This is a genomic window from Streptomyces sp. CNZ287 (assembly GCF_007827615.1).
The window spans coordinates 26,557-52,857 of record NZ_VISV01000007.1 but is presented as its reverse complement, the minus strand read 5'-3'; the positions used below and the strand labels follow the sequence as shown (position 1 = coordinate 52,857).

General features: G+C 72.2%; 28 protein-coding genes. 18 read left to right on the top strand and 10 right to left on the bottom strand.

Annotated elements, in window-relative coordinates; all coding sequences use genetic code 11:
• Positions 1-47: 47 nt before the first annotated feature.
• The 3 genes from FB457_RS15005 to hisI all read right to left on the bottom strand — a co-directional run bounded on the left by FB457_RS15005 (position 48) and on the right by hisI (position 2,752).
• A complete protein-coding gene (locus FB457_RS15005; RefSeq protein ID WP_047015216.1) occupies positions 48-662 on the bottom strand; it encodes a TIGR02234 family membrane protein in 615 nt (204 codons plus the stop codon).
• Positions 663-824: 162 nt separating this feature from the next.
• The gene (locus tag FB457_RS15000) at positions 825-2,378 is read right to left on the bottom strand and encodes an anthranilate synthase component I (protein WP_047015217.1); all 1,554 of its coding nucleotides are present in this window, start codon (positions 2,376-2,378) and stop codon (positions 825-827) included.
• On the bottom strand, positions 2,375-2,752 hold the full coding sequence (gene hisI, locus FB457_RS14995) for a phosphoribosyl-AMP cyclohydrolase (protein ID WP_047015218.1): 378 nt from the start codon (positions 2,750-2,752) through the stop codon (positions 2,375-2,377). The genes FB457_RS15000 and hisI overlap by 4 nt, the downstream gene beginning before the upstream one ends.
• Positions 2,753-2,867: 115 nt before the next feature.
• Here hisI and FB457_RS14990 point away from each other — a divergent pair, with 115 nt between their 5' ends.
• The 3 genes from FB457_RS14990 (at position 2,868) to FB457_RS14975 (ending at position 5,531) form a co-directional block, all read left to right on the top strand.
• A complete protein-coding gene (locus FB457_RS14990; RefSeq protein WP_145782187.1) occupies positions 2,868-3,515 on the top strand; it encodes a hypothetical protein in 648 nt (215 codons plus the stop codon).
• A gap of 79 nt (positions 3,516-3,594) precedes the next feature.
• Positions 3,595-4,227 (top strand): TIGR03085 family metal-binding protein, encoded by a 633-nt coding sequence (locus tag FB457_RS14985; RefSeq protein WP_047015220.1) that lies wholly within the window; start codon positions 3,595-3,597, stop codon positions 4,225-4,227.
• 974 nt (positions 4,228-5,201) lie between these two features.
• Complete coding sequence (locus tag FB457_RS14975; protein WP_145782186.1) at positions 5,202-5,531, top strand: hypothetical protein; 330 nt, start codon at positions 5,202-5,204, stop codon at positions 5,529-5,531.
• 106 nt (positions 5,532-5,637) lie between these two features.
• On the opposite strand, the gene FB457_RS14970 is transcribed toward FB457_RS14975, so the two are convergent.
• Positions 5,638-6,342, bottom strand: coding sequence for a response regulator transcription factor (locus FB457_RS14970; RefSeq protein WP_047015221.1), 705 nt, complete (start codon positions 6,340-6,342; stop codon positions 5,638-5,640).
• Positions 6,343-6,494: 152 nt separating this feature from the next.
• Between FB457_RS14970 and FB457_RS14965 the strand changes: the two genes are divergently transcribed.
• The 3 genes from FB457_RS14965 to FB457_RS14955 all read left to right on the top strand — a co-directional run bounded on the left by FB457_RS14965 (position 6,495) and on the right by FB457_RS14955 (position 10,239).
• Positions 6,495-7,112 (top strand): M15 family metallopeptidase, encoded by a 618-nt coding sequence (locus tag FB457_RS14965; protein WP_347615313.1) that lies wholly within the window; start codon positions 6,495-6,497, stop codon positions 7,110-7,112.
• 17 nt (positions 7,113-7,129) lie between these two features.
• The gene (locus FB457_RS14960; protein ID WP_145782245.1) at positions 7,130-8,176 is read left to right on the top strand and encodes an endonuclease/exonuclease/phosphatase family protein; all 1,047 of its coding nucleotides are present in this window, start codon (positions 7,130-7,132) and stop codon (positions 8,174-8,176) included.
• Between the two features lie 212 nt (positions 8,177-8,388).
• Entirely contained in the window at positions 8,389-10,239 is a 1,851-nt protein-coding gene (locus tag FB457_RS14955) for a glycoside hydrolase family 3 protein (protein WP_145782185.1), read from the top strand.
• Positions 10,240-10,324: 85 nt separating this feature from the next.
• Here FB457_RS14955 and FB457_RS14950 read toward each other — a convergent pair whose 3' ends face one another.
• Positions 10,325-11,233 carry a LysR family transcriptional regulator gene (locus FB457_RS14950; protein WP_047015224.1) on the bottom strand — a complete coding sequence of 303 codons (909 nt, stop codon included), beginning with the start codon at positions 11,231-11,233 and terminating at the stop codon, positions 10,325-10,327.
• Between the two features lie 93 nt (positions 11,234-11,326).
• On the opposite strand from FB457_RS14950, the gene FB457_RS14945 reads away from it, so the two are divergent.
• Genes FB457_RS14945 through FB457_RS14935 form a run of 3 tightly spaced genes read left to right on the top strand, consistent with a single transcriptional unit; the run spans position 11,327 to position 14,771 of the window.
• On the top strand, positions 11,327-12,079 hold the full coding sequence (locus tag FB457_RS14945) for a succinate dehydrogenase (RefSeq protein WP_078898174.1): 753 nt from the start codon (positions 11,327-11,329) through the stop codon (positions 12,077-12,079).
• A 2-nt stretch (positions 12,080-12,081) separates the two neighbouring features.
• Positions 12,082-14,031, top strand: a complete 1,950-nt coding sequence (locus FB457_RS14940) for a fumarate reductase/succinate dehydrogenase flavoprotein subunit (protein ID WP_145782182.1) — start codon at positions 12,082-12,084, stop codon at positions 14,029-14,031.
• Complete coding sequence (locus FB457_RS14935; protein WP_047015226.1) at positions 14,028-14,771, top strand: succinate dehydrogenase/fumarate reductase iron-sulfur subunit; 744 nt, start codon at positions 14,028-14,030, stop codon at positions 14,769-14,771. The genes FB457_RS14940 and FB457_RS14935 overlap by 4 nt, the downstream gene beginning before the upstream one ends.
• A gap of 10 nt (positions 14,772-14,781) precedes the next feature.
• Here the strand turns inward: FB457_RS14935 and FB457_RS14930 are convergent, their stop codons facing one another.
• A complete protein-coding gene (locus tag FB457_RS14930; RefSeq protein ID WP_078898175.1) occupies positions 14,782-16,008 on the bottom strand; it encodes an MFS transporter in 1,227 nt (408 codons plus the stop codon).
• 201 nt (positions 16,009-16,209) lie between these two features.
• Between FB457_RS14930 and FB457_RS14925 the strand changes: the two genes are divergently transcribed.
• Complete coding sequence (locus tag FB457_RS14925; RefSeq protein ID WP_145782243.1) at positions 16,210-17,097, top strand: LysR substrate-binding domain-containing protein; 888 nt, start codon at positions 16,210-16,212, stop codon at positions 17,095-17,097.
• Positions 17,098-17,164: 67 nt separating this feature from the next.
• Here the strand turns inward: FB457_RS14925 and FB457_RS14920 are convergent, their stop codons facing one another.
• Positions 17,165-17,608, bottom strand: a complete 444-nt coding sequence (locus FB457_RS14920) for a nuclear transport factor 2 family protein (RefSeq protein WP_047015228.1) — start codon at positions 17,606-17,608, stop codon at positions 17,165-17,167.
• A 159-nt stretch (positions 17,609-17,767) separates the two neighbouring features.
• Between FB457_RS14920 and FB457_RS14915 the strand changes: the two genes are divergently transcribed.
• The 4 genes from FB457_RS14915 to FB457_RS14900 all read left to right on the top strand — a co-directional run bounded on the left by FB457_RS14915 (position 17,768) and on the right by FB457_RS14900 (position 20,114).
• On the top strand, positions 17,768-18,610 hold the full coding sequence (locus tag FB457_RS14915) for a Scr1 family TA system antitoxin-like transcriptional regulator (RefSeq protein ID WP_145782181.1): 843 nt from the start codon (positions 17,768-17,770) through the stop codon (positions 18,608-18,610).
• Entirely contained in the window at positions 18,594-18,836 is a 243-nt protein-coding gene (locus tag FB457_RS14910) for a DUF397 domain-containing protein (RefSeq protein ID WP_047015230.1), read from the top strand. Before FB457_RS14915 ends, FB457_RS14910 begins: the two co-directional genes overlap by 17 nt.
• 113 nt (positions 18,837-18,949) lie before the next feature.
• A complete protein-coding gene (locus FB457_RS14905; RefSeq protein WP_047015231.1) occupies positions 18,950-19,354 on the top strand; it encodes a type II toxin-antitoxin system PemK/MazF family toxin in 405 nt (134 codons plus the stop codon).
• 181 nt (positions 19,355-19,535) lie between these two features.
• Entirely contained in the window at positions 19,536-20,114 is a 579-nt protein-coding gene (locus FB457_RS14900; protein WP_145782180.1) for a phosphotransferase-like protein, read from the top strand.
• A gap of 40 nt (positions 20,115-20,154) precedes the next feature.
• On the opposite strand, the gene FB457_RS14895 is transcribed toward FB457_RS14900, so the two are convergent.
• Together FB457_RS14895 and FB457_RS14890 are read right to left on the bottom strand one after the other, a co-directional pair.
• A complete protein-coding gene (locus FB457_RS14895) occupies positions 20,155-20,850 on the bottom strand; it encodes an ATP-binding cassette domain-containing protein (RefSeq protein ID WP_047015233.1) in 696 nt (231 codons plus the stop codon).
• A complete protein-coding gene (locus FB457_RS14890; protein WP_145782178.1) occupies positions 20,819-21,409 on the bottom strand; it encodes a hypothetical protein in 591 nt (196 codons plus the stop codon). Before FB457_RS14890 ends, FB457_RS14895 begins: the two co-directional genes overlap by 32 nt.
• 12 nt (positions 21,410-21,421) lie before the next feature.
• On the opposite strand from FB457_RS14890, the gene FB457_RS14885 reads away from it, so the two are divergent.
• Positions 21,422-21,886 carry a ribonuclease FAU-1 family protein gene (locus tag FB457_RS14885; RefSeq protein ID WP_145782177.1) on the top strand — a complete coding sequence of 155 codons (465 nt, stop codon included), beginning with the start codon at positions 21,422-21,424 and terminating at the stop codon, positions 21,884-21,886.
• On the opposite strand, the gene FB457_RS36140 is transcribed toward FB457_RS14885, so the two are convergent.
• Positions 21,818-22,516 carry a flavin reductase family protein gene (locus FB457_RS36140; protein WP_486589040.1) on the bottom strand — a complete coding sequence of 233 codons (699 nt, stop codon included), beginning with the start codon at positions 22,514-22,516 and terminating at the stop codon, positions 21,818-21,820. The genes FB457_RS14885 and FB457_RS36140 overlap by 69 nt on opposite strands.
• A 572-nt stretch (positions 22,517-23,088) precedes the next feature.
• On the opposite strand from FB457_RS36140, the gene FB457_RS35235 reads away from it, so the two are divergent.
• The 3 genes from FB457_RS35235 to FB457_RS14865 all read left to right on the top strand — a co-directional run bounded on the left by FB457_RS35235 (position 23,089) and on the right by FB457_RS14865 (position 26,215).
• Entirely contained in the window at positions 23,089-23,511 is a 423-nt protein-coding gene (locus tag FB457_RS35235) for an LmrA/YxaF family transcription factor (RefSeq protein ID WP_186461983.1), read from the top strand.
• A gap of 57 nt (positions 23,512-23,568) precedes the next feature.
• A complete protein-coding gene (locus FB457_RS14870) occupies positions 23,569-24,459 on the top strand; it encodes a 2-dehydropantoate 2-reductase (protein ID WP_145782242.1) in 891 nt (296 codons plus the stop codon).
• Between the two features lie 385 nt (positions 24,460-24,844).
• A complete protein-coding gene (locus FB457_RS14865) occupies positions 24,845-26,215 on the top strand; it encodes a glycoside hydrolase family 6 protein (protein ID WP_145782176.1) in 1,371 nt (456 codons plus the stop codon).
• The last annotated feature ends 86 nt before the right edge of the window (positions 26,216-26,301 follow it).

Genomic DNA, 26,301 nt, shown 5'->3' with positions numbered 1-26,301 from the left:
GGGGCCATTGTCCCCGATCGGTCCCGGCCGCCGACGACGGGGGCCGGTCAGCGTTCGCGGGTGGGGTCCTCGCCGCGGTCGAGGGCCTTCCACAGCTCCTCGGGCCGCTCCGGGTCCACGGGCGCTGCCCGCCGCGGGCGGGCGGCGGCGCCGGCGCCGGGTCGCTCGTAGCGCCCGGACATCGCCGGCCAGCCGGGGCCGTAGCGGAGCGCGAGCAGCCCGGCGCAGAGCAGCAGCACGCCGCCGGCCAGGCTCACCCAGGCCCAGGCGGTGTGGCTGACGGCGGCGACCGTGGCGTCCGTGAGGCCGGCCGCCTCGGCGGCCTGGTCGTCGAGCGCGGCGGTGTCGGAGGCGCCGAGGGCGGAGGCGGCGATCACGCCGACGCCGCAGAGCGTGAGCAGCGCGGCGACGACGGTGCGGCCGGCGCGGCGGACGGCGAAGACGGCGACGAGGGCGGCGAGCCCGACGATCGCCAGCGCCGACGGCACGCCGGTGACGTCCCGGCCGCCGGCGGTGACGTGCAGCGCGGCGTCCGCGACGGGTGTGGCCGCCTCGCCCTCGGCCCAGGTGCGGCCGGCGGCGACGAGGATCACGGCCGCCCCGAGCGCGCCGGAGAGCAGGGCGGCGGCGAGCGGGACGCGGGAGGCGGACTGATGTGTCACCCGGTAAGTGTCTCGCACCCCTCAGGACCGGTCCCGGCAGGGGGCGCGGCGGCCGGGCACACGCGCCGGAGCCGCCGGGCCTGGACGGGCGCCGAAGGCCGTGGCGTACGGCCCCGGCGCCCCCGTCCTGCCGCCGCGGCCGGGCCGCCCCCGTACGCCCCGCTACCCCGCCGTCTCCCGGCCGGCCCGCGACAGGTGCCCCGCCGCCGAGACCGCCCGCAGCACCGCCGCCGCCTTGCTGCGGCACTCCGCGTCCTCCGCCGCCGGATCGGAGTCCGCCACGATCCCGGCGCCCGCCTGCACGTACGCCGTGCCGTCGCGCAGCAGCGCCGTGCGGATCGCGATGGCGGTGTCCGCGTCCCCGGCGAAGTCCAGGTACCCGACGCAGCCGCCGTACAGCCCGCGCCGCGTGGGCTCCAGCTCCTCGATGATCTGCAGCGCCCGCGGCTTCGGCGCCCCCGACAGCGTCCCGGCGGGGAAGCAGGCGGTGAGCACGTCGAACGCGGTACGCCCCGGGGCGAGCCGGCCGGTGACCGTGGAGACGATGTGCATCACATGGCTGTAGCGCTCGATGGACATGAAGTCCACGACCTCGACGCTGCCGGGCTCGCAGACCCGGCCGAGGTCGTTGCGCCCGAGATCGACGAGCATGAGGTGCTCGGCGCGCTCCTTCTCGTCGGCGAGCAACTCCTCGGCCAGCGCCGCGTCCTGCTGCGGCGTCGCGCCGCGCGGGCGCGTACCCGCGATGGGGTGCAGCAGGGCGCGCCCGTCCTCGACCTTGACCAGCGCCTCCGGGCTGGAGCCGACGACGTCGAACGCGCCCCCGCCCGCGCCGGTGTCGGGCAGCCGGATCAGATACATGTACGGGCTGGGGTTGGTGGCCCGCAGCGCGCGGTAGACGTCGAGGGCGCTCGCGGCGCACGGCGTCTCGAACCGCTGCGAGGGCACGACCTGGAACGCCTCCCCCGCCCTGATCCGCTCCTTGATGTCCGCGACCGCCGCCCTGAACTCCGCGCCGCCCCACAGCTCCCCGTACTCCGGCAGCGCGGACGGCGGCAGCGGCGCCGCGCTCGCGGCGGTGGGGCGGGCGAGGTCGGCCGTCATCGCGTCGAGCCGGGCGACCGCGTCCGCGTATGCCTCGTCGACGCCCGTGTCGAGGTCGTTGTGGTTGATCGCGTTGGCGATCAGCAGGACGCTGCCGTCCCAGTGGTCGAGGACGGCGAGGTCGGAGGTGAGCAGCATCGTCATCTCCGGCAGCCGCAGGTCGTCACGAGCGCTGTCGCCGATGCGCTCCAGCCGCCGCACGGCGTCGTAGCCGAGGTAGCCGACCATGCCGCCGGTGAAGGGCGGCAGCGCGTCCCGGCCTTCGGCGCCCTGGTGCAGGTCGCGCGGGGTGTGCAGGGCTTCGACGGTGGCGCGCAGGGCGGCCAGCGGGTCGCCCCCGGTGGGCAGGCCGACGGGCGGGGTGCCGAGCCAGTGGGCCCGGCCGTCGCGCTCGGTGAGGGTGGCGGCACTGCGCACGCCGACGAACGAGTACCGCGACCACGTGCGGCCGTTCTCCGCCGACTCCAGCAGGAACGTGCCGGGGCGCTCGCCGGCGAGCTTCCGGTACAGCCCCACGGGAGTGTCGCCGTCGGCGAGCAGCCGGCGCACGACGGGGATGACGCGGCGGTCCTTGGCCAGCGTGCGGAACGTCTCCCGGTCCGGAGTGGTCACTCGGCGCCGCCCACGGTCAGCTCGCGGCCGTCGAAGCAGGTGCGGCTGCCGGTGTGGCAGGCGGGGCCGACCTGGTCGACGCGGACGAGCACGGTGTCGGCGTCGCAGTCGAGCGCGACCGACTTCACGTGCTGCACGTGCCCGGACGTCTCGCCCTTGACCCAGTACTCCTTTCGGCTGCGGCTGTAGTACGTGCCGCGGCCGGTGGTGAGCGTGCGGTGCAGCGCCTCGTCGTCCATCCACGCCAGCATGAGCACTTCGCCGCTGTCGTACTGCTGCACGACGGCGGGCAGCATGCCGTCGGCGTTCCGCTTCAGGCGCGCCGCGACGGCGGGATCGAGGTCGGAGGGCCGCGCGGGCCGGTTGCCGGTCATGGGGCCATTGTGCCAACAGAGACGGACACACCACGGTCCCGGAGGGCGCGACGCGCGCGGCCGGGGATGGCCCCTTCCCGTACATCGGAACGTGCCGATAGGGCATGCTTCGCCCATGACCAACCCACCTCCGGATCCGCCCGCAAGACCCCGCGGGCCGATGACCGCCGTCACCGCCGCGGTGGCCGCGGCCCTGCTCGTCGCCGTGGCGGTCGCCGCCTTCCTCGTGCTGCGCGGCGGGGACGGCGGCGGGACGCAGGCGGGCGGCCCCCGGCCGCAGGGCAGCGCGGAGCGGCCGGCGGGGCAGGACAGCCTCGGCGGTGCGGAGACGATGAGCGCGAGCGCGGGCTCGGCGGCGGGCACCGCGGACGCGCGGGGGGACCTGGAGCCGACCGAGTCGCACATCCCGTACGTGGTGCTGCGGACCGGCGAGTGCTTCGACCACCCGTCGCTCGACACCAGCGTCGAGTCGGTCGAGACCCGCCCGTGCACCGGCCCGCACGACGGCGAGGTCATCGGCAACCGCACGCTCAGCGGCGACTTCCCGGACGGCGACGCGCTGGACGACCAGGCGCTGGGGCTGTGCCGGCGGGCCGCGGAGGAGAAGCTGGAGACGATGCCGGCGGACGGGCGGCACTACTTCTACTACGCGATGTACCCGACGATGACGACGTACGAGTACCAGAGCCAGGACGAGATCTCCTGCGCGCTCACCCTCAGCACCGAGCCCGACGGCCCGAAGCTGACCGGGCCGCTGCCGTGACTCCCGCCCGATCCGCGGGCACCGGCTCCCGGCGCGGCCTTGCGTGCCCCGGCGTCGCGGACGGTCGTAGGGTGGCCGCATGACGACCCATGCGAAGCGGGAACGGCTGCTCCTCGCCGATCTGCTGGAGGGCGCCGGATCCGAGGCGCCGACGCTGTGCGAGGGCTGGACGACGTACGACCTGGCGGCGCACGTGGTGGTGCGCGAGCGCCGGCAGGACGCGGCGGGCGGCATCCTCTTCAAGCCCCTGCAGAACCGGCTGGAACGCGTGCAGGCGGAGTTCCGGCAGAAGTCGTACGAGGAACTGGTGCAGCTCATCCGCAGCGGGCCGCCGCGGTTCTCGCCGTTCGCGCTCAAGCAGGTCGACGAGGCCGCGAACGTCGTGGAGTTCTACGTGCACGCCGAGGACGTCCGCCGCGCGCAGCCCGACTACGCGCCGCGCGAGCTGGACCCGGTCTTCTCCGACACCCTGTGGAACCGGCTGGAGCGCGGCGCGAAGATGATGGGCCGCAAGTCGCCCGTCGGGCTGGTTCTGCGCCGCCCCGACGGCCAGACGGCGGTGGCCCACCGGGGCGCGCCCGTGGTCACGGTGACCGGGGAGCCTGCGGAGCTGCTGCTGTTCGCCACCGGGCGGCAGGAGGCGGCGAAGGTGGAGCTGGAGGGCGACGAGGACGCCGTGGCGCAGGCGCGGTCGGCGCCGCTCGGCATCTGACGCCGCACGGCGGCCCCGCCCCGGCTTCTGACGTCGCCCGGCCGGACATTGCGCCTGGCAGCGGGGCGCCGGTCCGGCTACGGGGCCGGGGCGGGCGGCGGTTGTGGCAGCGGGCCCGATGAGCCGGTGCCCGCGCACGTAGTGCAGTCCCTCGCGCAACTCCCGCCCGGCGCCCGCCGGATGCGCCCGCGCCGCTGCCGCTGCGGGTCCGTCGGGCCCGTCGGGCGCGTCGGGTGCGTCCGGCGCGTCGGGCCGGTCCGGCAGGGGGCGTAGCGCAGCGGCAGCAGCAGCGGCACCGACGCGGCGAACAGCAGCCCATCGCCCTCACCACCCCGGTCTCCGCGGTCCCGCGACCCGCTGCGCGGCCCAGCCGAGGGCTGGGAGAACACGCCGTCGCCGAGCACGGAGAGGGCGTACGCGACGAGCCACCGCAGGACCACGGCGTCGCGGTACGCGGGCATGCGCGCGGGCCCCCGGCTCAGGGGCGGAAGGGGAAGCCGTAGAGGTGGAGGGCGACGGTCTCGCGCCCGGAGGACCCCGCGGCCTCCGCCGCCTGCGCCCGCTCCCGCCACTTGCGCACGAACGCGCCCATCTCCTCCGCCAGCTCCTGCAGTTCGCCGGCGGTCAGCCGGACGGTGTACTCCGAGCTGAACGCCGCCCGCGTCCACTCCCGCCCCCACCCGGCCTGCTGGTCCAGGTAATTGAGGTACGTACGGGTCCGGGTGGCCAGCAGCTCGCGGGTGACGCCCGTCAGCGCCGCCGTTCCCTCAATGTTCGTTGCACAACAGCCCGGCAGTTCTGCGGCGGCGCGGGGCCCGCAGGGGCCTCGTCGCCGGTGATCGCCGACGTTGTGGATGGCCGGTTTCGTACTCCTGAGCTAAAGATTCCGCAGGTACGTTCAATGCCGCATCGGCCGGGATATGAAGGGGGAAGAGGTTGCCGTGAAAAGGTTCGGGCGAAGGTTCGCAGTCCTGTTGTCCGCCGCAGCACTGCTTGGCGCCACACAAGTCGCTGCTTCGCCGGCCGCCAACGCTTCGGTGAGCTGCAACTGGGGTGGGGGCAACTATGATTCGGGTTACGGCATCATCAAAAGTGGGACCTATGGCCTCAAGGCCGGCCCGTATTCCTCCTGCAACACGGTGGGCACACTCGTCGGCGGAGTGCTGCTGTATTTCCACTGCTGGCACTACAACGACTACGGGAATCTCTGGGTATATGGCCGCATCGCCGGCACCGACACCATGGGCTGGACGTCGGGTGCCAACTTCTCCAGCCACTGGACGGATGGAACGCCCGGCTGTTGACGTCGGCGTGGCGCCCATCGGCTCGCCGCGCGGGGTTCCGGGACGCCTGCCGGGGCGGCCGGCGACCGGCGGGATGCCGCATCTCCACAAGATCGCGTGACGGGTTCTACGCACGGTCCGCCGTCCCGCTTTCCTCGTCCTCGCCGCCGGATCCGGTGTCGATGCGGTAGCCGACGCCGGGGACCGTGGCGATCAGCCAGGGCTCGCCGAGCCGTTTGCGGAGCGCCGAGACCGTGATCCGCACGGCGTTGGTGAACGGGTCGGCGTTGGCGTCCCAGGCCCGCTCCAGCAGCTCCTCCGCGCTGATCACGCCGCCCTCCGCGGCGACGAGGACGTCGAGCACGGCGAACTGCTTCCGGGTCAGCGCGACATACCTCCCGTCCCGGTAGACCTCGCGGCGGAACGGGTCGAGCCGCAGCCCCGCGATCTCCCGCACGGGCGGCCGGATATGGGCGCGCCGTCGGTCGAGTGCGCGGAGCCGGAGGACGAGTTCGCGGATGTCGAAGGGCTTGGTGAGGTAGTCGTCGGCGCCGAGCCCGAAGCCCGTCGCCTTGTCGTCGAGCCGGTCGGCCGCGGTGAGCATGAGGATCGGCATGCCGCTGCCGGAATCGACGATCCGCCGGGCGATCTCGTCGCCGGAGGGCCCGGGGATGTCGCGGTCCAGGACGGCGATGTCGTACGAGTTCACACCCAGCAGTTCCAGGGCGGTGTCCCCGTCCCCCGCGATGTCGCCCGCGATCGCCTCCAGGCGGAGGCCGTCGCGGATCGCCTCCGCCATAAAGGGCTCGTCCTCGACGATCAGCACGCGCATGAGCCGATGCTACGAGCGCACGCATATCGTCCGCGTATAGAAAACCGCATACGCACCGGCAACGGCCCGCCGCGTGCACTGGCGGAATGACTCGAACCCGGCGATCGGCGCGCAGAGGAATCCGTGGGATACGCACGCTTCTGGGGGTCGGCATGATCGCCCTCGTCGTGGCGATCGTCGCGCCGCTCGGCTACCGGTCGATGCAGACCCCGTCCGGCTCCACCGCCTCCCCCGCCCCGGCCACCCCGTCTTCCGCGGAGGCACCGGAGCCGGCCGAACCGGCGGAATCCCCGCAGCGCAAGCGGTCCGGGCCGGTCGGCGAGGCCGACGGCGTCGTCCCCGAGGGCACGACGGTTTTCGACGACGGCGTTCCGGCGGTGGCCGGACTCGACGCAGCTTTGCGGACCGCGCTGCGCGAGGCGGCGACGGATGCCGCGGCGTACGGAATCGACATCCGGGTCAATAGCGGCTGGCGTTCTCCGGCGTACCAGGACCGGCTTCTCCGCGACGCGATCGGGAAATACGGGTCGGAAGAAGAAGCCGCCCGCTGGGTGGCCACCGCGGAAACCTCGCCGCACGTGTCGGGCGACGCGGTCGACCTCGGGGAATCCGACGCGACGATGTGGCTCGCCGAGCACGGCGCCGCCTACGGGTTGTGCCCGGTCTACCGGAACGAGCCCTGGCACTACGAGCTGCGCACCGAGGCGATCGGCGGCCGCTGCCCGCCGATGTACGCCGACCCCACCCAGGACCCGAGGATGCAGAGTTGAGCGAGCGAGTTCTCACGATGAAACAGCCGGACCCGGCGGATACCTCGAACACTCCGGACACCCCGGACGCCCCGGACGCCGCGGCCACACCCCGGCCCCGTACCCCGCCCCTCCGCCGTGCGGCCCGCGCCCTCCGCCGCCCCGCGCCCTGGCGGCGCGGCCTCGTGCTCGCCGCGCTGGCTCTGCTGCTCGGCCTGGTGATGGCGCTGCACGCGCGGGTCCCCAGCGGGATCATGAACCTCGGCAGCTTCACGGAGACCTTCCTGCCGTGGTTCGGCCTCTGCGTCCTCCCGCTGCTCGCCGGGGCGCTGTGGCGCCGTTCCGCGTCCGCGGTGGTCGCGCTGGTGCTGCCGGTCACGGTGTGGCTGAGCCTCTTCGGCGGGCTGCTCACCGACAAGTCCCGGCCGGGCAGCGACCTCACGGTCGCCGGCCACAACGTCGGCGCGGCCAACCCCGACCCCGCCGGCACCGCCCGCGACCTGGCCGCCTCCGGTGCGGACCTGCTGGCGCTGCAGGAGCTGACCGACACGGCCCGGCCGGTGTACGAGGCGGAGCTGGCGAAGACGTACCCGCACCACACCACGAGCGGCACCGTCGGGCTGTGGAGCAAGCTCCCGCTGTCGGAGACCCGCCCCGTCGACATCGCGATGTATCCGTCCCGCGCGCTGCGCACCACCGTGGCGACCGAGCAGGGACCCCTGGCGGTGTACGTGGCCCACCTGGGGTCCGTGCGTGTGAACCTCCGCGCGGGCATGTCGACGGCCCAGCGGGACGCGGGCGCCGAGGCGCTGGCCGCGGCCGTCGCCGCCGAGCCGACCGGGCGCGTGGTGGTCCTCGGGGACCTCAACGGCACCGTGGACGACCGGGCGTTCGACGCCCTCACCGGCCAGATGCGCTCGGTCCAGGAGGAGGCGGGGAACGGCTTCGGCTTCAGCTGGCCGGCCGGCTTCCCGGTGGCGCGGATCGACCAGATCCTCGTACGCGGCGTGGAGCCGCGGAGTGCCTGGCTGCTGCCCGCCACGGGCAGCGACCACCTGCCGGTGGCGGCGGGCATCGCCTGGTGAGCGCGGGCGCGGGGCACCATGCGGCGGATAACCCCGTTCTGCGGGATCCGACAGGAAAATGGCACCGCGCGCACCGGAGTATTGACGCGCCCCCGCGCCGTTGCCAGACTCCGCGGCCGAGTTCTCCTCGGCGGCCTCCATGGGGGAGCAGCCCCGTCGGCCGGCCACCGATGCCCACGCAGCACACCCGATGCGCTGAGGAGTGTTCTCGTATGCGGTCAACCACCACGCGCAGACAGGCGGTCACCGGCCTCCTCGGCACCGCGGCGGCGCTCGGCGCCGGCACGGCCGCCGCCGGCCCCGCCGCGGCCCGCTCCGGCGGCACGGCGGGGTCCGGTTCGTACGCCCGGCTGCTGGCCGGGGCGCTGGCCCGCCGGATGACCCTGGAGGAGAAGGTCGGCCAGCTCTTCGTGGTCGAGGTCGCCGGGCAGGACGCCGACGACGTGACCGACGCGGCCGCCGCCGTCAACGAGCGGCGCTACGGCGTCCGCACCCCCGCCGACGTCGTACGCAAGTACCGCCCCGGCGCCGTCATCTACTTCAGTGCCCGCAACGACGACAACCTCCGCGACGCCCGCCAGATCGCCCGGCTCTCCAACGGCCTGCAGCGTGCCTCGCTCGCGCAGCGCCGCGGCGTCCCGCTGATCATCTCGACCGACCAGGAGAGCGGCCTCGTCCAGCGGCTGCCCACCCCGCCGGCCACCGAACTGCCCGGCAGCATGGCCGTGGGCGCCACCTACGCGACCGCCGACGCCCAGCGCGCCGCCGAGATCACCGGCCGGGAGCTGGCGGCGCTGGGCATCAACCAGAACTACGCGCCCGTCGCCGACGTCAACGTCAACCCCGACAACCCCGTCATCGGCCTGCGCTCCTACGGCGCCGACCCGCAGCAGGTCGCGCGCATGGTCGCGGCGGCGGTGCGCGGCCAGCGCCGCGGCGGCGTCGCGTCCGCCGCCAAGCACTTCCCCGGCCACGGCGACACCGGCCAGGACAGCCACTTCCTGCTGCCGCGCATCGAGCACACCCTGGAGCAGATCCACGAGCTGGACCTGCCGCCGTTCCGGGCCGCGATCGCCGCGGGCCTGGACACGGTGATGACCGCGCACATCCTCGTCCCCGCGCTCGACGACGGCGTGCCCGCCACCATGTCGCACCGCATCCTGACCGGGCTGCTCCGCGAGGAGCTGGGCTTCGACGGGCTGATCGTCACGGACGCGCTGGACATGGGCGGCGCCACCTCGCAGTACCCGCCGGAGCGGGCGTCGGTGGCGGCGTTCGCGGCGGGCGCGGACATGCTGGTGCTGCCGCCGCAGACGGACGTCGCGTACGCATCCGTGCTCGCGGCGGTACGCGGCGGCGAGATCGGCGAGCGGCGGCTGGACGAGTCGGTGGTGCGCATCCTGGCGCGCAAGATCGACGAAGGGCTGTACTTCGGCCCGTTCGTCGACGAGCGCCGGGCGGAGCGGATCGTCGGGAACGCCGCGCACGTCGCGGACGCGCGGGCCCTCACCGGGCGGGCGGTGACGCTGGTGAAGAACGACACCGGGCTGCTGCCGCTGGCCGCGGGGGCACGGCGGGTGCTGGTCGCCGGGTGGCAGACGTCGTCGGCGCCGGCGCTTGACCGGCTGGCGCAGGCGGTCGGGGCGCGTGCCGGGCAGACCGCGACGGTGCTGGCGACGGGCGGGACGCCGGCGCAGGCAGTGATCGACGCGGCGGTGGCCGCGGCACGGGACCACGACCTGGTGCTGGTCGGCGCCAACGCGGCGGCCGGGGCGGAGCCGGTGGCGCAGCGGGGCGCGGCGCAGGCGGCGCTGGTGCGGGCGCTGCTCGCGTCGGGGACGCCGGTCGCGGTGGTGGCGGTGCGCAACCCGTACGACGTGCGGCGGTTTCCGGAGGCGCCGGTGTACCTATGCACGTACGGCACGGGGGCGGAGGTACTGACGCGGGCGGTCGACGCGCTCTACGGCGACCTGCGGCCGACGGGGCGGCTGCCGGTGGCGATCCCGGAGCCGGGGGCGACGGGCGCGGACCTGTACCCGCTGGGGCACGGGCTGGAGTACTGAGGCGGCGGGGTGCCGCGGCCGTCTCCCGTACGGCCGCGGTGCCGCCGGGCGTCCCCGTTCGCGTACGGCCCGCGGCGCCCCGCGGTCACGTCCCCGACCCGCCGCCGGCCGCGCTGATCAGCAGCCGGCGCAGCTCCCGCGCCGCCCGGGGCGGCGACACGTCGCCCCGGTGCGCCACGGAGATCGTCCGGTGCAGCCCCGGCGCCGCGAACGCCGTCGTCCGCAGCCCCGAGCGCTCCGCGACCATGCTCGGCACCACCGCCACCCCGAGCCCGGCCCGCACGAACCCCAGCACCGCGTCCATCTCCCCGCCCTCCACCCCGAACTCCGGCTCGAAGCCAGCCTCCCGGCACGCCGCGACCGTCAGCTCCCGCAGGTCGTACCCGTGCCGGAACATCGCCAGCGGCCGCCCCCGCAGATCCCCGATCCGGATGCCCCGGCCGGCGCCGTCGGCGCTGGTCACCGGCGGCGCGTCCGGCGACGAGACCACGACCAGCTCCTCGCGCAGCAGCTCCGTCGTCGTCAGCGCCGGTGCCTGCCCCGCCAGCGGCGTGATGACGAGGGCGAGGTCCAGCTCGCCGGCCGCGAGCGTCCGTACGAGATCCTGCGAGCCGTCCTCGTGGACGTGCAGCTCGATGCCCGGGTAGCGGGCGTGGAACGCGCGCAGCGCGTCCGGCACCAGGCTCGCGCAGAGGCTCGGCGTGGCCCCCAGCCGCACCCGCCCGCGCCGCAGGTGCGCGACCTCCTGCACCTCCCGCCGCGCCGTCTCGGTGTCGGCGAGGATCCGCCGCGCCAGCGGCAGCAGCGCTTCGCCGGCGTCGGTGAGCGTGATGTGGCCGCGGGCGCGGTGGAACAGCTCGGCGCCCAGCTCCCGCTCCAGCGCCCGTACGGACTGCGACAGCGACGGCTGCGCCACGTGCTCGCGCTCGGCGGCCCGGGTGAAGTGGCGGGTGTCGGCGACGGCGGCGAAGTAGCGGAGCTGCTGCAGGTGCATGGATCCAGCGTAGCCGACGATAGCCACCGCCTATCGAAAGCAGCGAATTCATGTCTTGGACGGATCCCGGGTGGCGTCCCTACCGTCACAGGCATGGCCCTGACCACCAAGCCGGCGTCGAAGCCCGCCGGCGCCCCCGTCCGGGAAGCGGCCCGCCCGCGGGCGTACCCGCCGTCGCTCCTCGCGCTGCTGTGGCGCTCCACCGTCGGCAAGAAGACGGTGCTGGCCGTCACCGGCCTGATCATGCTCGCCTACCTCGTGGCCCATCTGATCGGCAACCTCAAGATCTTCTACGGCGCCGAGGAGTTCAACGACTACGGCCACTGGCTGCGCACCCTCGGCGGCCCGGTGCTGCACTACGAGTGGGCCCTGTGGATGATCCGGGTGGTGCTGGTGGTCGCCGTCGTCCTCCACGGCGTGACCGCGTACCAGCTCAGCCGCCGCGACATCGCGGCGCGCCCGGTCGCGTACGTCCACAAGCGCCGGCGCGCCGGCTACGCCACCCGCACCATGCGCTGGGGCGGGGTGATCCTCGGTCTCTTCATCGTCTGGCACATCCTCGACCTCACGACGCTGACCGTGAACGAGAACGCCCAGACCGGCCGCCCGTACGAGAACACCGTCGCCACCTTCTCCACCTGGTACGGCAACGTCGTCTACATCACCGCGATGCTCGCCCTCGGTCTGCACCTGCGGCACGGATTCTGGAGCGCCGTGCAGACCCTCGGCGTCGCGAGCCCGGCCCGCGAGCGGGCCCTCAAGACCGTCACCAACACCCTTGCGCTGGTGCTGACCTGCGGCTTCATCTCCCTCCCCGTGGCCGTCATGACGGGAGTCGTGAACTGAGGATGTCACCGGCATACACGCAGTACACCGAGGGCGACCCCGTCGCCGACACCGCCGCCCCGCCCGGCGACATCGCCGAGCGCTGGGACCGCCGCCGCTTCACCGCCCGGCTGGTCAACCCCGCCAACCGGCGCCGCTACCGCGTCATCGTCGTCGGTACGGGCCTGGCCGGCGGCGCCGCCGGCGCCACCCTCGCCGAACAGGGCTACCAGGTCGTCCAGTTCTGCTACCAGGACTCCCCGCGTCGCGCCCACTCCATCGCCGCCCAGGGCGGCATCAACGCCGCCAAGAACTACCGCAACGACGGCGACTCCGTGCACCGGCTCTTCTACGACACCGTCAAGGGCGGCGACTTCCGCGCGCGCGAGTCCAACGTGCGCCGCCTCGCGCAGGTCTCGGTCGAGATCATCGACCAGTGCGTCGCGCAGGGCGTGCCCTTCGCCCGCGAGTACGGCGGCCTGCTCGACACCCGCTCCTTCGGCGGCGTCCAGGTCTCCCGCACCTTCTACGCCCGCGGGCAGACGGGACAGCAGCTCCTCCTCGGCGCGTACCAGGCGCTCTCCCGGCAGATCGAGGCCGGGAACGTCGAGATGCACCCGCGCACCGAGATGCTCGACCTGATCGTCGTCGACGGCCGGGCCCGCGGCATCGTCGCCCGCGACCTGGTCACCGGCCGGATCGAGACCCACCTCGCCGACGCCGTCGTGCTCGCCACCGGCGGCTACGGCAACGTCTTCTACCTCTCCACCAACGCCAAGAACTCCAACGCCACCGCCATCTGGCGGGCCCACCGCCGCGGCGCGTACTTCGCCAACCCCTGCTTCACCCAGATCCACCCCACCTGCATCCCGCGCTCCGGCGACCACCAGTCGAAGCTGACGCTGATGAGCGAGTCGCTGCGCAACGACGGCCGCATCTGGGTGCCCAAGGCGCACGGCGACACCCGCCCGCCGAACGCCATCCCGGAGCACGAGCGCGACTACTACCTGGAGCGCCTCTACCCCTCCTTCGGCAACCTCGTCCCCCGCGACATCGCCTCGCGCGCCGCGAAGAACGTCTGCGACGAGGGCCGCGGCGTCGGCCCCGGCGGCCAGGGCGTGTACCTCGACTTCGCCGACGCCATCCGGCGGCTGGGGCGCGCGGCGGTCGAGGAGCGGTACGGCAACCTCTTCGAGATGTACGAGCGGATCACGGCGGAGGATCCGTACCAGGTGCCCATGCGCATCTACCCGGCGATCCACTACACGATGGGCGGCCTGTGGGTCGACTACGACCTGCAGACCACCGTCCCCGGGCTCTTCGCCATCGGCGAGGCGAACTTCTCCGACCACGGCGCCAACCGCCTCGGCGCGTCCGCGCTCATGCAGGGCCTGGCCGACGGCTACTTCATCCTCCCCGCCACCATCGGCGACTTCCTCGCCCGGCACCGCCCCGAGCAGGTCTCCCCCGACCACCCGGCGGTCACCGAGGCCGTCGCGGACACCGAGGACCGCCTGCACCTCCTCCTCGCCGTCGACGGCGACCGCACGCCCGACTCCTTCCACCGCGAGCTGGGCGAACTGCTCTGGGACGAGTGCGGCATGGCCCGTACGGAGCCGGGGCTGCGCAAGGCGCTGGAGCGGATCCCGGCGCTCCGCGAGGAGTTCTGGCGCCGGATCAAGGTGCCGGGCACCGGCACGGAGCTGAACCAGTCGCTGGAGAAGGCCAACCGGATCGCGGACTACCTGGAGCTGGCCGAGCTGATGTGCCTCGACGCGCTGCACCGCGCGGAGTCGTGCGGCGGCCACTTCCGCGAGGAGAGCCAGACCCCGGACGGCGAGGCGGCCCGCGACGACGAGCAGTTCTCGTACGCGGCGGCCTGGGAGTTCACCGCCACCGGCACCGCCCCGGTCCTGCACCGCGAGGACCTCGCATTCGAGTACGTCATCCCGACCCAACGGAGCTATCAGTGAAGGTGACCCTGCGGGTCTGGCGGCAGCCGGGCCCCGACGCGCCCGGCGAGATGGTCTCGTACGAGGTCGAGGACGTCACGCCGGAGATGTCGTTCCTGGAGGTGCTGGACACCCTCAACGAGCGCCTGATCCTCGACGGATCGGAACCGGTCGCCTTCGACCACGACTGCCGCGAGGGCATCTGCGGCGCGTGCGGCGTCGTCATCAACGGCCAGGCGCACGGCCCGGAGCGTACGACGGCGTGCCAGCTGCACATGCGGTCCTTCGCGGACGGCGACGTCATCGACGTCGAGCCGTGGCGGGCGGCGGCGTTCCCGGTGGTGAAGGACTTGGTCGTGGACCGCTCGGCCTTCGACCGCATCATCGGCGCCGGCGGCTACATCACCGCCCCCACGGGCAGCGCCCCCGACGCCCACGCCACCCCGGTCCCCAAGCCGGCGGCGGAGACGGCCTTCGAACACGCGGAGTGCATCGGCTGCGGCGCCTGCGTCGCCGCCTGCCCCAACGGCTCGGCCATGCTGTTCACCGCCGCGAAGGTGGTCCACCTGGGCGCCCTGCCGCAGGGCGCCCCGGAGCGCGAGTCGCGGGTGCTGGACATGATCGGCCGGATGGACGACGAGGGCTTCGGCGGCTGCACGAACACCGGCGAATGCGCGGTGGCCTGCCCGAAGGGCATCCCCCTCCAGGCGATCTCGTCGCTGAACCGGGAATTCCTCCGCGCAGCCCGCAAGTCGGCGTAGGGCGGCTCCCTCACCCGGCGGTGCGGGCGAGGCCGTCCTCGGAGGCGCCGTCCGAGGTCTTCCCTCCCCGGCCCGTACCGAGCCGCAGCAGCAGCGAGGCAGCCGCCAGGACCACACCGAACCAGATGACGCTCGTGACGCCGACGTGGTCGGCGAACAAGCCGCCGAACAGCGCTCCGAGCGCGATGCAGGTGTTGTACGCCATGGTGTTCAGCGACATGGCGGCTTCGAAGGTCTCGGGTGCGGCGGCGAGCGTCATGTTGACCTGGGACAACTGCACGGCACCGAAGGAGAGCCCCCACAGGGTCAGCGCGACGGCGGCGCCCGGTTCCCCGTTTCCGACGGTGCGCAGCAGCAGAAGGGCCGCCAGGAGGCCCACGAGGCCGATGACGAACGTACCCCGCAGGTTCCTGTTCACCGTGTAGCCGGCGACGAAGTTCCCCACCGCACCGCCGACGCCGAAGACGATCAGGACGGTGGTGACGAAGGCGGCGGACGCGGACGCGGTGTCCTCCAGGTAGGGGCGTACGAACGTGTAGGCGCCGAAGTGCCCGAGCACGAAGAAGACGACGATGAACAGCACCGTGCGCAGTTGCCTGTTCTCGACCGGCAGGCTGAAGACCTCGCGGACGGACACGGCGTTCTGCGCCGGCATGGACGGGACGAGGGCCGCGACCGCGGCGAAGACCAGCACGCTGAGGCCGGCCCAGATACCGAAGGTGGTCCGCCAGTCCGTCTGCGCCTCGATGACCGTACCGAGGGGGATGCCCACGACCGTGGCGATGGAGATGCCGGACATCACCACCGCGGCGGCCCGGCTCGCGTGCCGTTCGGGCACGATCCGCATGGCCATGCTCACGCCGATGGCCCAGAAGACGCCGCTGGCGAAGCCCATGCACAGCCGCGTGCCGAGAATCAGTGGGTAGTTCGGCGAGACGGCGGTGACGAGGTTGCCCAGGGCCAGCACGGCGAGGAGCGTGGTCAGCAGGACGCGCCGGTTGACGCGCCTGGTCCAGGCCACGATGAACGGTACGCCGAGGCCGGCCGCGACACCCTGTGCGGTGACCATGAGACCTGCCGCACCGACGGATATGCCGAGGCTCTCACTCAGCGGAGTGAGCAGGCCCACGGGCATCAACTCGGTGGTGAGGAAGACGAACAGGCTGGCCGTGATGGCGGCGACGCCCAGCCATCCTTTCAGGGACGAGGGTGAATTCTGTTGCGCCTGTACAGGCATGACATCTCTCCAGCGGTGTTTCTTACGGGTGAGGGTGAGGGGCGCAGCAACCGGAAAAGCCCGCTCTCACGACGCGTAGAAGCCCGCCGCAAAAAGCGCTCCGCGAGCCCGGCCAACGCACGCTCCGATTCTGAACCGAGCCCGATCCATGAGTCCAATACATGCTTGTCATCTCATTTATCGTGAGACAAGATGAATCCCATGGAGCTCCAGCAGATGCGTTACGTGCTCGCCGTCGCCGAGACGAAGAGCTTCACCCGTGCCGCCGAGCGCTGCCTCGTCGTCCAGTCCGCCCTGAGCCACCAGATCGCCCGCCTGGAACAGGAGTTGGGCACCAGGCTGTTCGAGCGCACCACCCGCCGGGTGCGGCTGACGCCCGCGGGCGAGGCGTTCCTCCCGGCGGCCCGCCAGTGCCTGGCCGCCGCCGAGCGCGCGAGCGTCGAGGTCGCCGCCGCCATCGGCGAAGTACGCGGGCAGCTCTCCGTCGGTGTGATTCCGTCCGTGGCCGCCGTCGACATCCCGGGCACCCTGCGCGACTTCCGCCGGCAGTATCCGAAGGTGCGCATCAGCCTGCGCGTGGGTGCCAGCGACGAACTCGTCGAACAGGTCAGGGAAGGGGACATCGAGATCGCTTTCCTCGGGCTGCCGACCACCGCGCGGCCCAAGGGGGTCGAGGCCCGCGAGATCGGGCGGGACCGGCTCGTCGCCGTGGTCTCCCCCGACCACCCCCTCGCCGGTGCAGGGTCGGTCGACCTGCGACGGCTCTCCTCGGAGGAGTTCGTGGACCTGCCGGCGAAGACCGCCGGCCGCACCCAGTCCGACCTGGCCTTCTCCGCCGCCGGCCTCACCCGTGACGTCACGTTCGAAGTGACCAACGCGGACTTCCTGGCCCGGCTGGTCGGGCAGGGACTCGGCGTGGCGATGCTGCCCTCCGCGTACGTGCCCCAACTCAGCGGCGTGACCACGATCCAGGTCACCGACGCCCCGGCCCGCGTCGAGTACGTCGTCTGGACCTCCGACAGCCGCACCCCCGCGGCGACCGCGTTCCTTCGCCTGCTCAACCTCCCGGACGCCCGCGAAGCACCGTGAGACCGCGGGACGTCCGGCCGAGCCCCGCGGTCCTCCGCCTCACGCCGTACGGGCGCGCCCTGGGCACCTACGCCGGCGGCTCCGCGCATGCGGCGGCGATGGCCGCCGTGTCCCAGTAGAAGGGGCGCACCTCGGCTATCCGGCCGTTCTCGATCCTGATCGTCTGCAGGATCGGAAAGGTCAGCTCCCGCCCGGTGGCCCGGGCCCGCGCCCGCACCTGCGTAAGCACCACCGATGTCCCACCGGTGGCGAGGAACCGCTGCTCCAGCATCTCGAACTCCGCCCAGGTCGCGGACATCGCGAGAAAGAACTCCGTCATCCCGTCGTGCCCGCGCCACGTCCCCCCGTAGGGCAACGCCTCCGCCTGGTGCAGAACGACGTCCGGCGCGAAGTACGGCGCGAGCGTGTCGAAGGAGGCCACACCGGGTCCGCCGGCTGCCAGGTACACGGCTTCGGCTTCGTACATCCCGCGGAGCACCGCCGCCGCGTCTGAGGTCTGTGCGGTCGTCATGCGCCCAGACTGCCGCGCGGGGCAGGCGCTGTCTGGCAGGAATCCGACGGCAGGTCGGCAAGCCCCCAGGAGGGTTACTTCTTGTAACTGTGAAGTGACCGTGCGGCGCTAGGCTCGGGGGCACGTCGATCACCAGACGAAGGACATGGGGGTTTGCGGATGTCTGCCAAGCCGCGTGAGCTGCACCCGGACCGTTCCGCCCGCGACCTGTACGGATCGGAGGTCCGCCGGTACCGGAACAACGCCGGGATGTCGCTGGAGGCGTTGTCCGGTGTCGTGATGTACAGCAGGGCTCACCTGTCGCGTATCGAGACGGCGGAGGCGATCCCGCCGCCGGACCTGAGCGAGAAACTGGACGCCTGCTTCGGCACGGACGGCCACTTCGGACGCCTGTACGGCGTCGCCAGGCGGGAGATCCACCCCGACCAGTACCGGCGCCGGATGGAGCTTGAAGCGCGGGCCGTCGCCATCGTGCACTACGCCCCGTTCGTGATCCCCGGCCTTCTCCAGACCGAGCGTTATGCCCGGGCGATCTTCACGGTCTGCAACCCGTCCGCACCTGCCGGGTCGATTGACGACCTGGTGACTGCCCGTCTCAGTCGGCGGGACATCCTCAAGGGGGAGAAGCCCGCGCGGCTCTCCTTGATCCTCGAAGAGTCGGCGATCACTCGGACCATCGGCGGGCCGGGTGTGATGCACGAGCAGCCCCGGTCACTGCTCACATGGGTCGAGAGCCGGTCGAGTCTCGTCCAGGTTCTCCCGCACTCGCACGGGGCACACGCTCTGTTGGGCGGTACGTTGGCGCTGTGGACCCTGGACAACGGCACCGCGGTCGCCTACGAAGAGAGCATCACCACGGGCCACTTGATCGAGGATCCCGAGAAGATTCGCTGGTGGGCCCAGGCGTGCGATGTACTACGTGCGTACGCGCGATCGCCCGCCGAGACCGCGGAGTTCATTCGGTCTGTCATGGAGGAACTTCCCGATGAGCATCACCCCTGACCTGTCCGGCACGAACTGGGTCAAGTCCAGCTACAGCAACGGCAACGGCGGGGACTGCGTGGAATGGGCACCCGACTTCGCTGCGACGGGCATCGTGCCCGTCCGGGACTCCAAGGACCCGGACGGACCCGCCCTCACCTTCACGACCGACGCCTGGGCAGCGTTCATCACCGACGTGAAGACCGGCACCTTCCCCACCCCCAAGCACTCCAGCCGTAGATCGTGATCTTCATGCCTGAGTGGCTTGTCGACGGGAGCGGAATGAGGGCATCGGGCGCGGGGCGGGTGTGCTCGTCACGCGTACGACGGCGAGGAAGGCGTGCGCGAGCAGGAGGACATGTGCAACGTGGCGAAGTCTGGTGGGTGGAGTTCGACGAGCGGCGGCCGGTCGTGCTGCTGTCGGGAGACGACGCGTCCGGGATCCGGGTGATGCAGGTCGTCGCTCCAGCGGGTGTCGACATCACCGGTCTGGGCGTCGAAGTGGCAGTAGGCGCCGTGGAAGGACTGCCCTTTGAAGGCGTGCTGCGGTTCGCGTTGCCGCGTCCGGGCTTTACCCCTTGCACGTGGCTGACCACCGTGTCCCGGGACGACCTGATCGAGCGAGCGGGCGTTCTGTCCCCCGCGAAACTCAGCGAGATGGAGAACGCCCTCCGTCTCGGTGAGCAGGCCAAGGAGTGGACCCCGGCGACGACCGCGAAGCTCAGCGAGCTGAGGAACGCCCTCCGTCTCGGTGGACTCGGGTAGGCGTCGAAGGACCGGACGCCCGCGACGGCGTGGCCGGTCTCGTCCAGATGATCGACGCTGCCGGCTGCCTCCTCGGCGCTCCTCACGATCGAGATCACGCGCCAGCCCGGTGGATCAGCGCAGTCGAGCGGGCAGGCATGCGCTGTGAGCTGCGGCCACCGCAACGTGTGATCATGGTGCCATGGCATCCGGTCGGATCATCTTCCTCAACGGCACCTCCAGCTCGGGGAAGTCGAGCATCGCCAAGGAGCTTCTGGGCATCCTGGACGACGGCGTCTACTTCCACATGGCGGTCCACGGCTTCAACGCGATGCGCACCAAGCGGGAACTCGGGGCGGACGAACTCGATGCCGCGCTGCGGCGGACCAGGATGGGCTTCCACCGCTCGATCGCGGCCATGGCGGAGGCGGGCAACGACATCGTGGTCGACCATGTGCTGAGCGAGCCGTGGCGGCTGCTCGACTGCCTGACGCTGCTGCCGGCTGAGGACGTGCTGTTCGTCGGTGTCTACTGCCCGTTGGACGAGCTGACCCGCCGCGAGCGGGCCCGGGGCGACCGCCCGCCGGGCCTCGCGGCGCACCAGTACGACCTGGTCCACAGCCACGGTGACTACGACTTCGAGTGCGACACCAGCGCGGCAAGCCCACGGGAATGCGCGCAGCGGATCAAGGAGTTCCTCCCGCACCGCCCCACGCCCACCGCCTTCACCCGCCTCCGCCGACACCACCTGGCTGACGGCCGGGAACCGCTGACGGCATGAGGCATGCGTACTCGGCCGTTGGCTCGCTCATGGCGGAAACCTACCCCGTGAGAGCCGAGTAGGCGGCCTCCGCTCTGCGCCCCGGAGCCACGTCACTCGGAGCGTGCGCCAGGAACGCATTGGTCGGGCCCTCGAACACGAGCCTTCCGGTGCTCAGAACCGCAACGTGATCCGACTCCTCCGCCAAGTCCGTCACGTCGTGGGTGGACATCATCACGCGGACATCCGGCCGGAGATCAGTCAGATGAGTTCGGAACTGACGCCTCTGCGTCGGGTCCAGGCCGGCAGTCGGCTCGTCAAGGAGCAGGACCTTTGCCCCGTGGACCATTGCTGACGCGATGCCGATGCGCCGCACCTGGCCGCCGCTCAGCCGATTCATCTTCACATTCTCTTGCGCGGAAAGCTCCACCTGCGCCAGCGCATCGGAAGCAGACTCCCATGCCGAAGACTTGCTCATCCCCTTCAACCAGCCGACGTAGGCGACCTGCTCTCTGGCCGTAAGTCCTGCCATGACGGGGATGTTCTGGGGCATCCAAGCAACCGTTCTCCGGTATGAGCGGTCCCCGGACGGTATGCCGTCGAGGGCGATCGCGCCCTTCGTTGGCTGCGCAACACCCGCCGCCAGGCGCAGGAGGGTGGACTTCCCCGCACCGTTGGGGCCGAGAAGAATGGTCACTCCAGGGTTGAGTTCATAGTCAATGCCCTCAAAGTTCGCCGAACAAGAGATCCGTCGCATAATGCCCCGAGAGGTGTCGCAACCAGAACGGCTCGTACGACCATGCCGCAGAAACCGCGTAGAAGACGGCGACGGAAAGAATCGGCGGCGCAAGACGCGGCGGGGTGACCGTGCCGACACAGAACCCGATCGCACAGTGCGCGAGTGAAATCACCAGCGCCATCAGCACAAGGACCAATGATCCTGCGTCAGGTGCCGTTCCTTCTTGCACCAGAGCCATGCACACAGGGACAAGAATCAGAATCCATGCGACAGCGACGACAGGCAGAAGTGACTCTAATGCAATCCTGTAGCGAAAGCGCACGGGGGATAGCTTCCACACCTGGTCCCGCTTGAGGCGACCCGCTTCCCATGCGGAAAGCCCCGAGGCGACAGCATATGACACCGCGTAGAACGACAAGAGTACGGACGAAACAACGTACGGCGCATATTCAGGCTGCCCCGTGGGTGGCTTGAAGTCTTCCTTGAAGCTCTTGAAGAAGTAGAGATATATCAACCCGAGGCAGACGGGGACGGCCCAGGTTGCGCTGCTCACCCGAAGCCGGGTTCCAAGCTTCACGGCGTAGCTCCGATGCACACCTTCGCGTCCTGCGAACTCAAGGCTCCTCCTGGACTCGACGCGAACGTGAAGCTAATCCGGGCGCCAGAAGCTCATCAAGCGAACTCGGAAATGCACCCATTGCGTCACAAACCGAACCGCCCACGGCTCGGCACGCTCGAAGGCGGATGGTACGTCGACCTGGTCGAAGTGGCGGAAACCGCCCCGAAGCAACTGGTGGTCCACGACCTCTACGTCGATATCGTCGTGCCCCCGCGCGGCCGGCGCTACGAAGTCCTCGACCTCGACGAACTCGCCGACGCGCTGCGGGACGGCAGTATCGAAGCCCTCACCGCCGCCGGAGTTCTGCGCAACGCCCAGCGCTTCATCGACAAACACCTGCGCGTTCTCGATCGGGAAGCCCCCGACTCATGGCCGGACTTCCCGCCGGCAGCCATTCGGGACCTGGTCGAGCTGCCTCCCGTCGGCGTCGGGTGAGGCGGTGCCACCCCCTGCCCCCTCGCCCAGCCTCCGGTAGCTCCGGGCCGGATAGAGCAGCGGCTCCCCCGGCCCTCCGCAGCCGACCGCCGTCACCTCCGCGATGATCAGCGTATGGTCGGCGACCTCGACGTGTCGCGTCGTACGGCACGACAGGACCGCCGCGCTCCCCGCCAGTTCCGGCCCGCCGCCGTACCGCGAGGGACGGTGGTCGATGCCCGCGAACTCGTCGGCGCCGAAGGCGTCGCGGCGGGTGAAGTGGTCGGCCAGGGCGTGTTGGTCGGCGGCCAGGATGTTCACGGTGAAGGCACCCGTCTCCCGGATGAGGGCCTGCGTGCGGCTGCCCCGCTGGGGGGAGATCAGCAGGGTCGGCGGGCGCAGGGAGATCGACAGCAGCGAGTTGGCGGTCATGCCGTGCGGGGCGCAGGCACCGCGGGGGCCAGCAGCGCCCCCGCAGGCATCGCACGCACTGCAAGCACCCTCCTGGCCGCACGCACCACCCGGGCCGCAAGCACCCTCCGGACCGCACACACCACCCGGGCCGCAACCACCCTGCTGCCCGCCCGCCCCCTGCGTGCCCCACCGCCCGCACGTCGTGACCACCGCGATGCCCGTCCCAAAGTGCCGCATCGCCTCGCGGTACGCGCCCGGGTCCGCCTGGTCGGAGCCGGGAGGGCGGAGCGGGGTCACCACGCGGGGTCGAGCGGCGCCGGGGCCGCCAGGGCGGGGAAGTGCGGGACGACCTCCTCGGCGAGTTGGGCCACCGCCTCCGCCGCGGGGCGGCGGCCGTGCTGGACACCGAGGGCAGCGTGGTTGACGCCGACGTCCCGCCAGCGGCCGAGGAGTTCGACGAGTCCGCGCGCGCCGGTACGCAGGACGAAGCCGCCGCGCAGCGGGGTGGGCGGGTGGCCGGGGGTCCTCGACGAGGTCGATCCACTCGTTGGTGGCGACCGGGCGGAACTCGCCGCCGGGGACCAGCGCCCGCCAGTCGGCGAGCTTCTGCCCCAGTCGCTGCGGGCCCGCGGGGTCGGCGGTGGCCGACGGGTACACCAGCCACCCGTCCGCGTACTCGGCGATCCAGTCGCGGGACTGCTGCGAGGACCCGGTGACCAGCAGCGGCACGCCGCCGGACACCGGCTTCGGCAGCAGGTGGGCGCCGCCCGCGCCGTCGAGGGCGCCGTCCCCCAGCAGCTCGCGGAACGATGGCCGTCGAGGCGATGCGCCACGGCGCCCGCGAGTTCGGCGAGCTGCTGGCGCGCGGGCTCGCCTCCGCCGCCGACCCGGCCGAGGCCACGGCCGCGTGCGCGCTGCTGCTCGCCGAGGACCTCAGGCGGTCGGAGTGGACGGACGGCTGCCCGGTCGCGGTGACCGCGCTGGAGACCATCGGCCGCGTCCCCGGACTCCAGGAGGCGGCCACCCGGGCGCTTACGGACTGGCGCGACATGATCATGGTCAAGCTCACCAGGAGCGGCATCGAGCCCGCGGCGGCCCGCTCGCTGGCCGGCACGGTCATCAGCGTCCTGGAGGGCGCCGAGCTGCTGACCCGCGTGACCGCGGACGACACCCCGCTGCGCGACGCCGCCGGCCACCTCGCCCAGCTCGTCGCGGCGGCGCCGCGGAGGTGACCGCGGGCGGTGTGGACGTCCTCGGTGAACTGGCCTTTACTGCTCCGCATGGATCCGATGAACGCTGCCGTGCTCGGTCCCGGCGGGGTCGGCGGGCTGCTCGCCGGGCTGCTCGCCCGGGCCGGGCACCGGGTGACCTGTCTGGCCGGCGACGCGACCGCCGGCGCCCTCCAGGCCGACGGAATCACCGTCAACAGCAAGCAGTTCGGCGACTTCGCCACCCACGTGGCCGGCGACACCGAACTGCGCGAACCCGTCGACCTGTGCGTCGTCGCCGTGAAGGCCACGGCCTTCGACGCCGCCCTGGAACGGGTGCCCCCCGCGGCGCTCGGCGACGGACTCGTGGTGCCGCTGCTCAACGGCGTCGACCACATGGCCGCGCTGCGCGAGCGCTACCGCCCCGAGCAGGTCGCCGCCGGCACGATCACCGTGGAGTCCACCCGGATCGCGCCCGGACTCATCGAGCACGGCAGCCCGTTCACCAAGGTCTCGCTCGCCTCCGCCACGGCGCCGCGCGCGCGGCTGGAGGCGGTCGCGCGGGTGCTGACCGACGCCGGCGCCGAGGTGCAGGTCCGGGACGACGAGGCGAGCGTCCTGTGGACGAAGATGGCCTTCCTCGCGCCGATGGCCCTGCTCACCACCCGCCACGGCCTGCCCGTCGGCGGCGTACGGACCGAGCACCGGGACGAGATGCTGGCGCTGCTGGCGGAGACCGCCGCGGTCGCGAGCGCGTCCGGGGCCCGGGTGGACGCGGACGCGGTCGCGTCGATGTACGACACCTTCCCGGCCCGTACGAAGTCCTCGATGCTCCGCGACGCGGAGGCGGGCCGCCCCCTCGAACTCGACCCCATCGGCGGCGCGCTGCTGCGCGCCGCGGGGGCGCACGGGATCGCGGTGCCGGTGGCGGAGCGGCTGGTCGCGGAGATCGGGGCACGGGCGGGCGCGTAACGCCCCGAGGGCCGCGGCGACCGCGGCGACCGCGGCGGCCGACCGGGCGGGCGGGCGTCCGGGACAACTGGCACGCGGCGGGGCGCGGCATCCAACTGCCGTGCCCCGCCCGCCTGTTCGCCACCTGCCCGGTTCGCTCCTACGACCAGTGAAGACGCCCGTCCTCGTGGGCGGACCCTTCACAACACTTCTTTGAGCTGTTAGCCTCGCAACGCGATATGGGAGCGCTCCCACCCTTCACACACCACCGCTCGGGACGCGCGGCGGGAAGGTCAAGAATTGACATGTACTCGTCAGTAATGCCGCGCTCCTGAACGGCCCCCCACGCACACCCCCCGCAACCCCCCACCTCCAACGCCCGCCACGGGCGTGGAAGGAGAGCCGCATGAGAAAGTCACGCCTCCGTGTCACCGGCGTCAGCGCGGCGGCGCTGGCGGCCACCGGGACCCTGCTGACGTACTCGCTGTCCGCGCCGCCCGCGGCGGCCGAGACCGCGGCGCCCGGCGACAACCCGTACGCGGGCAGCCAGTTGTACGTGAACCCCGACTGGTCCGCCGCGGCCACCCAGGGCGGCGGCGCCGCCATCGCCGACACCCCCACCGCCGTATGGCTCGACAGCATCGCGGCCATTACGAGCGGCTCCGACGGCTCCAACACCATGGGTCTTCGCGAGCACATGGACGAGGCGCTGGCGCAGGGCGCCGACGCCATCCAGATCGTCACGTACAACCTGCCCGGCCGCGACTGCGCCGCGCTCGCCTCCCGGGGCGAGCTGGGCCCGACCGAGATCGACCGGTACAAGAACGAGTTCATCGATCCGATCGACGAGATCCTCGACGACCCGGCGTACGAGAGCCTCAAGATCATCAACGTCGTCGAGATCGACTCGCTGCCCAACCTCGTCACCAACGTCAGCGGCCGGCCCACGGGCACGCCCGAGTGCGACGTGATGAAGGCCAACGGCAACTACGTCAAGGGCGTGGGCTACAACCTCGCCACGCTCGGCGACAACGGCAACGTCTACAACTACATCGACATCGGCCACCACGGCTGGATCGGCTGGGACGACAACTTCCAGCCGACCGCCGACCTGCTCTACCAGGCCGCCAACGCCGAGGGCGCCACGCCCGAGGACGTCACCGGTTTCGCCGCCAACACCGCGAACTACGGCGCCACCGAGGAGCCGTACTTCTCGATCGACGACGTGGCCGGCGACGGGCCCATCCGGGAGGGGCACAGCTCCTGGGTGGACTGGAACCGCTACGTGGACGAGCAGTCCTTCGCCCAGGCGTTCGTCACGAAGGCAGCTCCGGCCGCCGGGTTCCCGTCCGGCATGGGCGCGATCATCGACACCTCGCGCAACGGCTGGGGTGGCGCCGACCGGCCGACCGGTCCCGGGGACATCTCCGGGCCCGGTGAGGAGTACGTCAACGACAGCCGCACCGACCGCCGGATCCACCTCGGCAACTGGTGCAACCAGTCCGGAGCCGGCCTCGGCGAGCGGCCGACGGTCTCGCCCGCGGCCAACATCCACGCCTACGCGTGGATCAAGCCCCCGGGTGAGTCGGACGGCGCCAGCGAAGAGATCCCGGACGACGACAAGGGCTTCGACCGGATGTGCGACCCGACGTACGAGGGCAACGCGCGCAACCAGTTCAACATGTCGGGCGCCCTTCCCGACGCGCCGACCTCCGGTCACTGGTTCCAGGCGCAGTTCGAAGAACTGATCGCCAACGCGAACCCGCCGGTGAACTAGCGCACGCGAGTTCCCCGCGCCCTCCGCCGCCGGCCGCCGGATCCCGGCGGCGGAGCGGCCCGGTGGCGGCCCCCGGGACGGCCGCC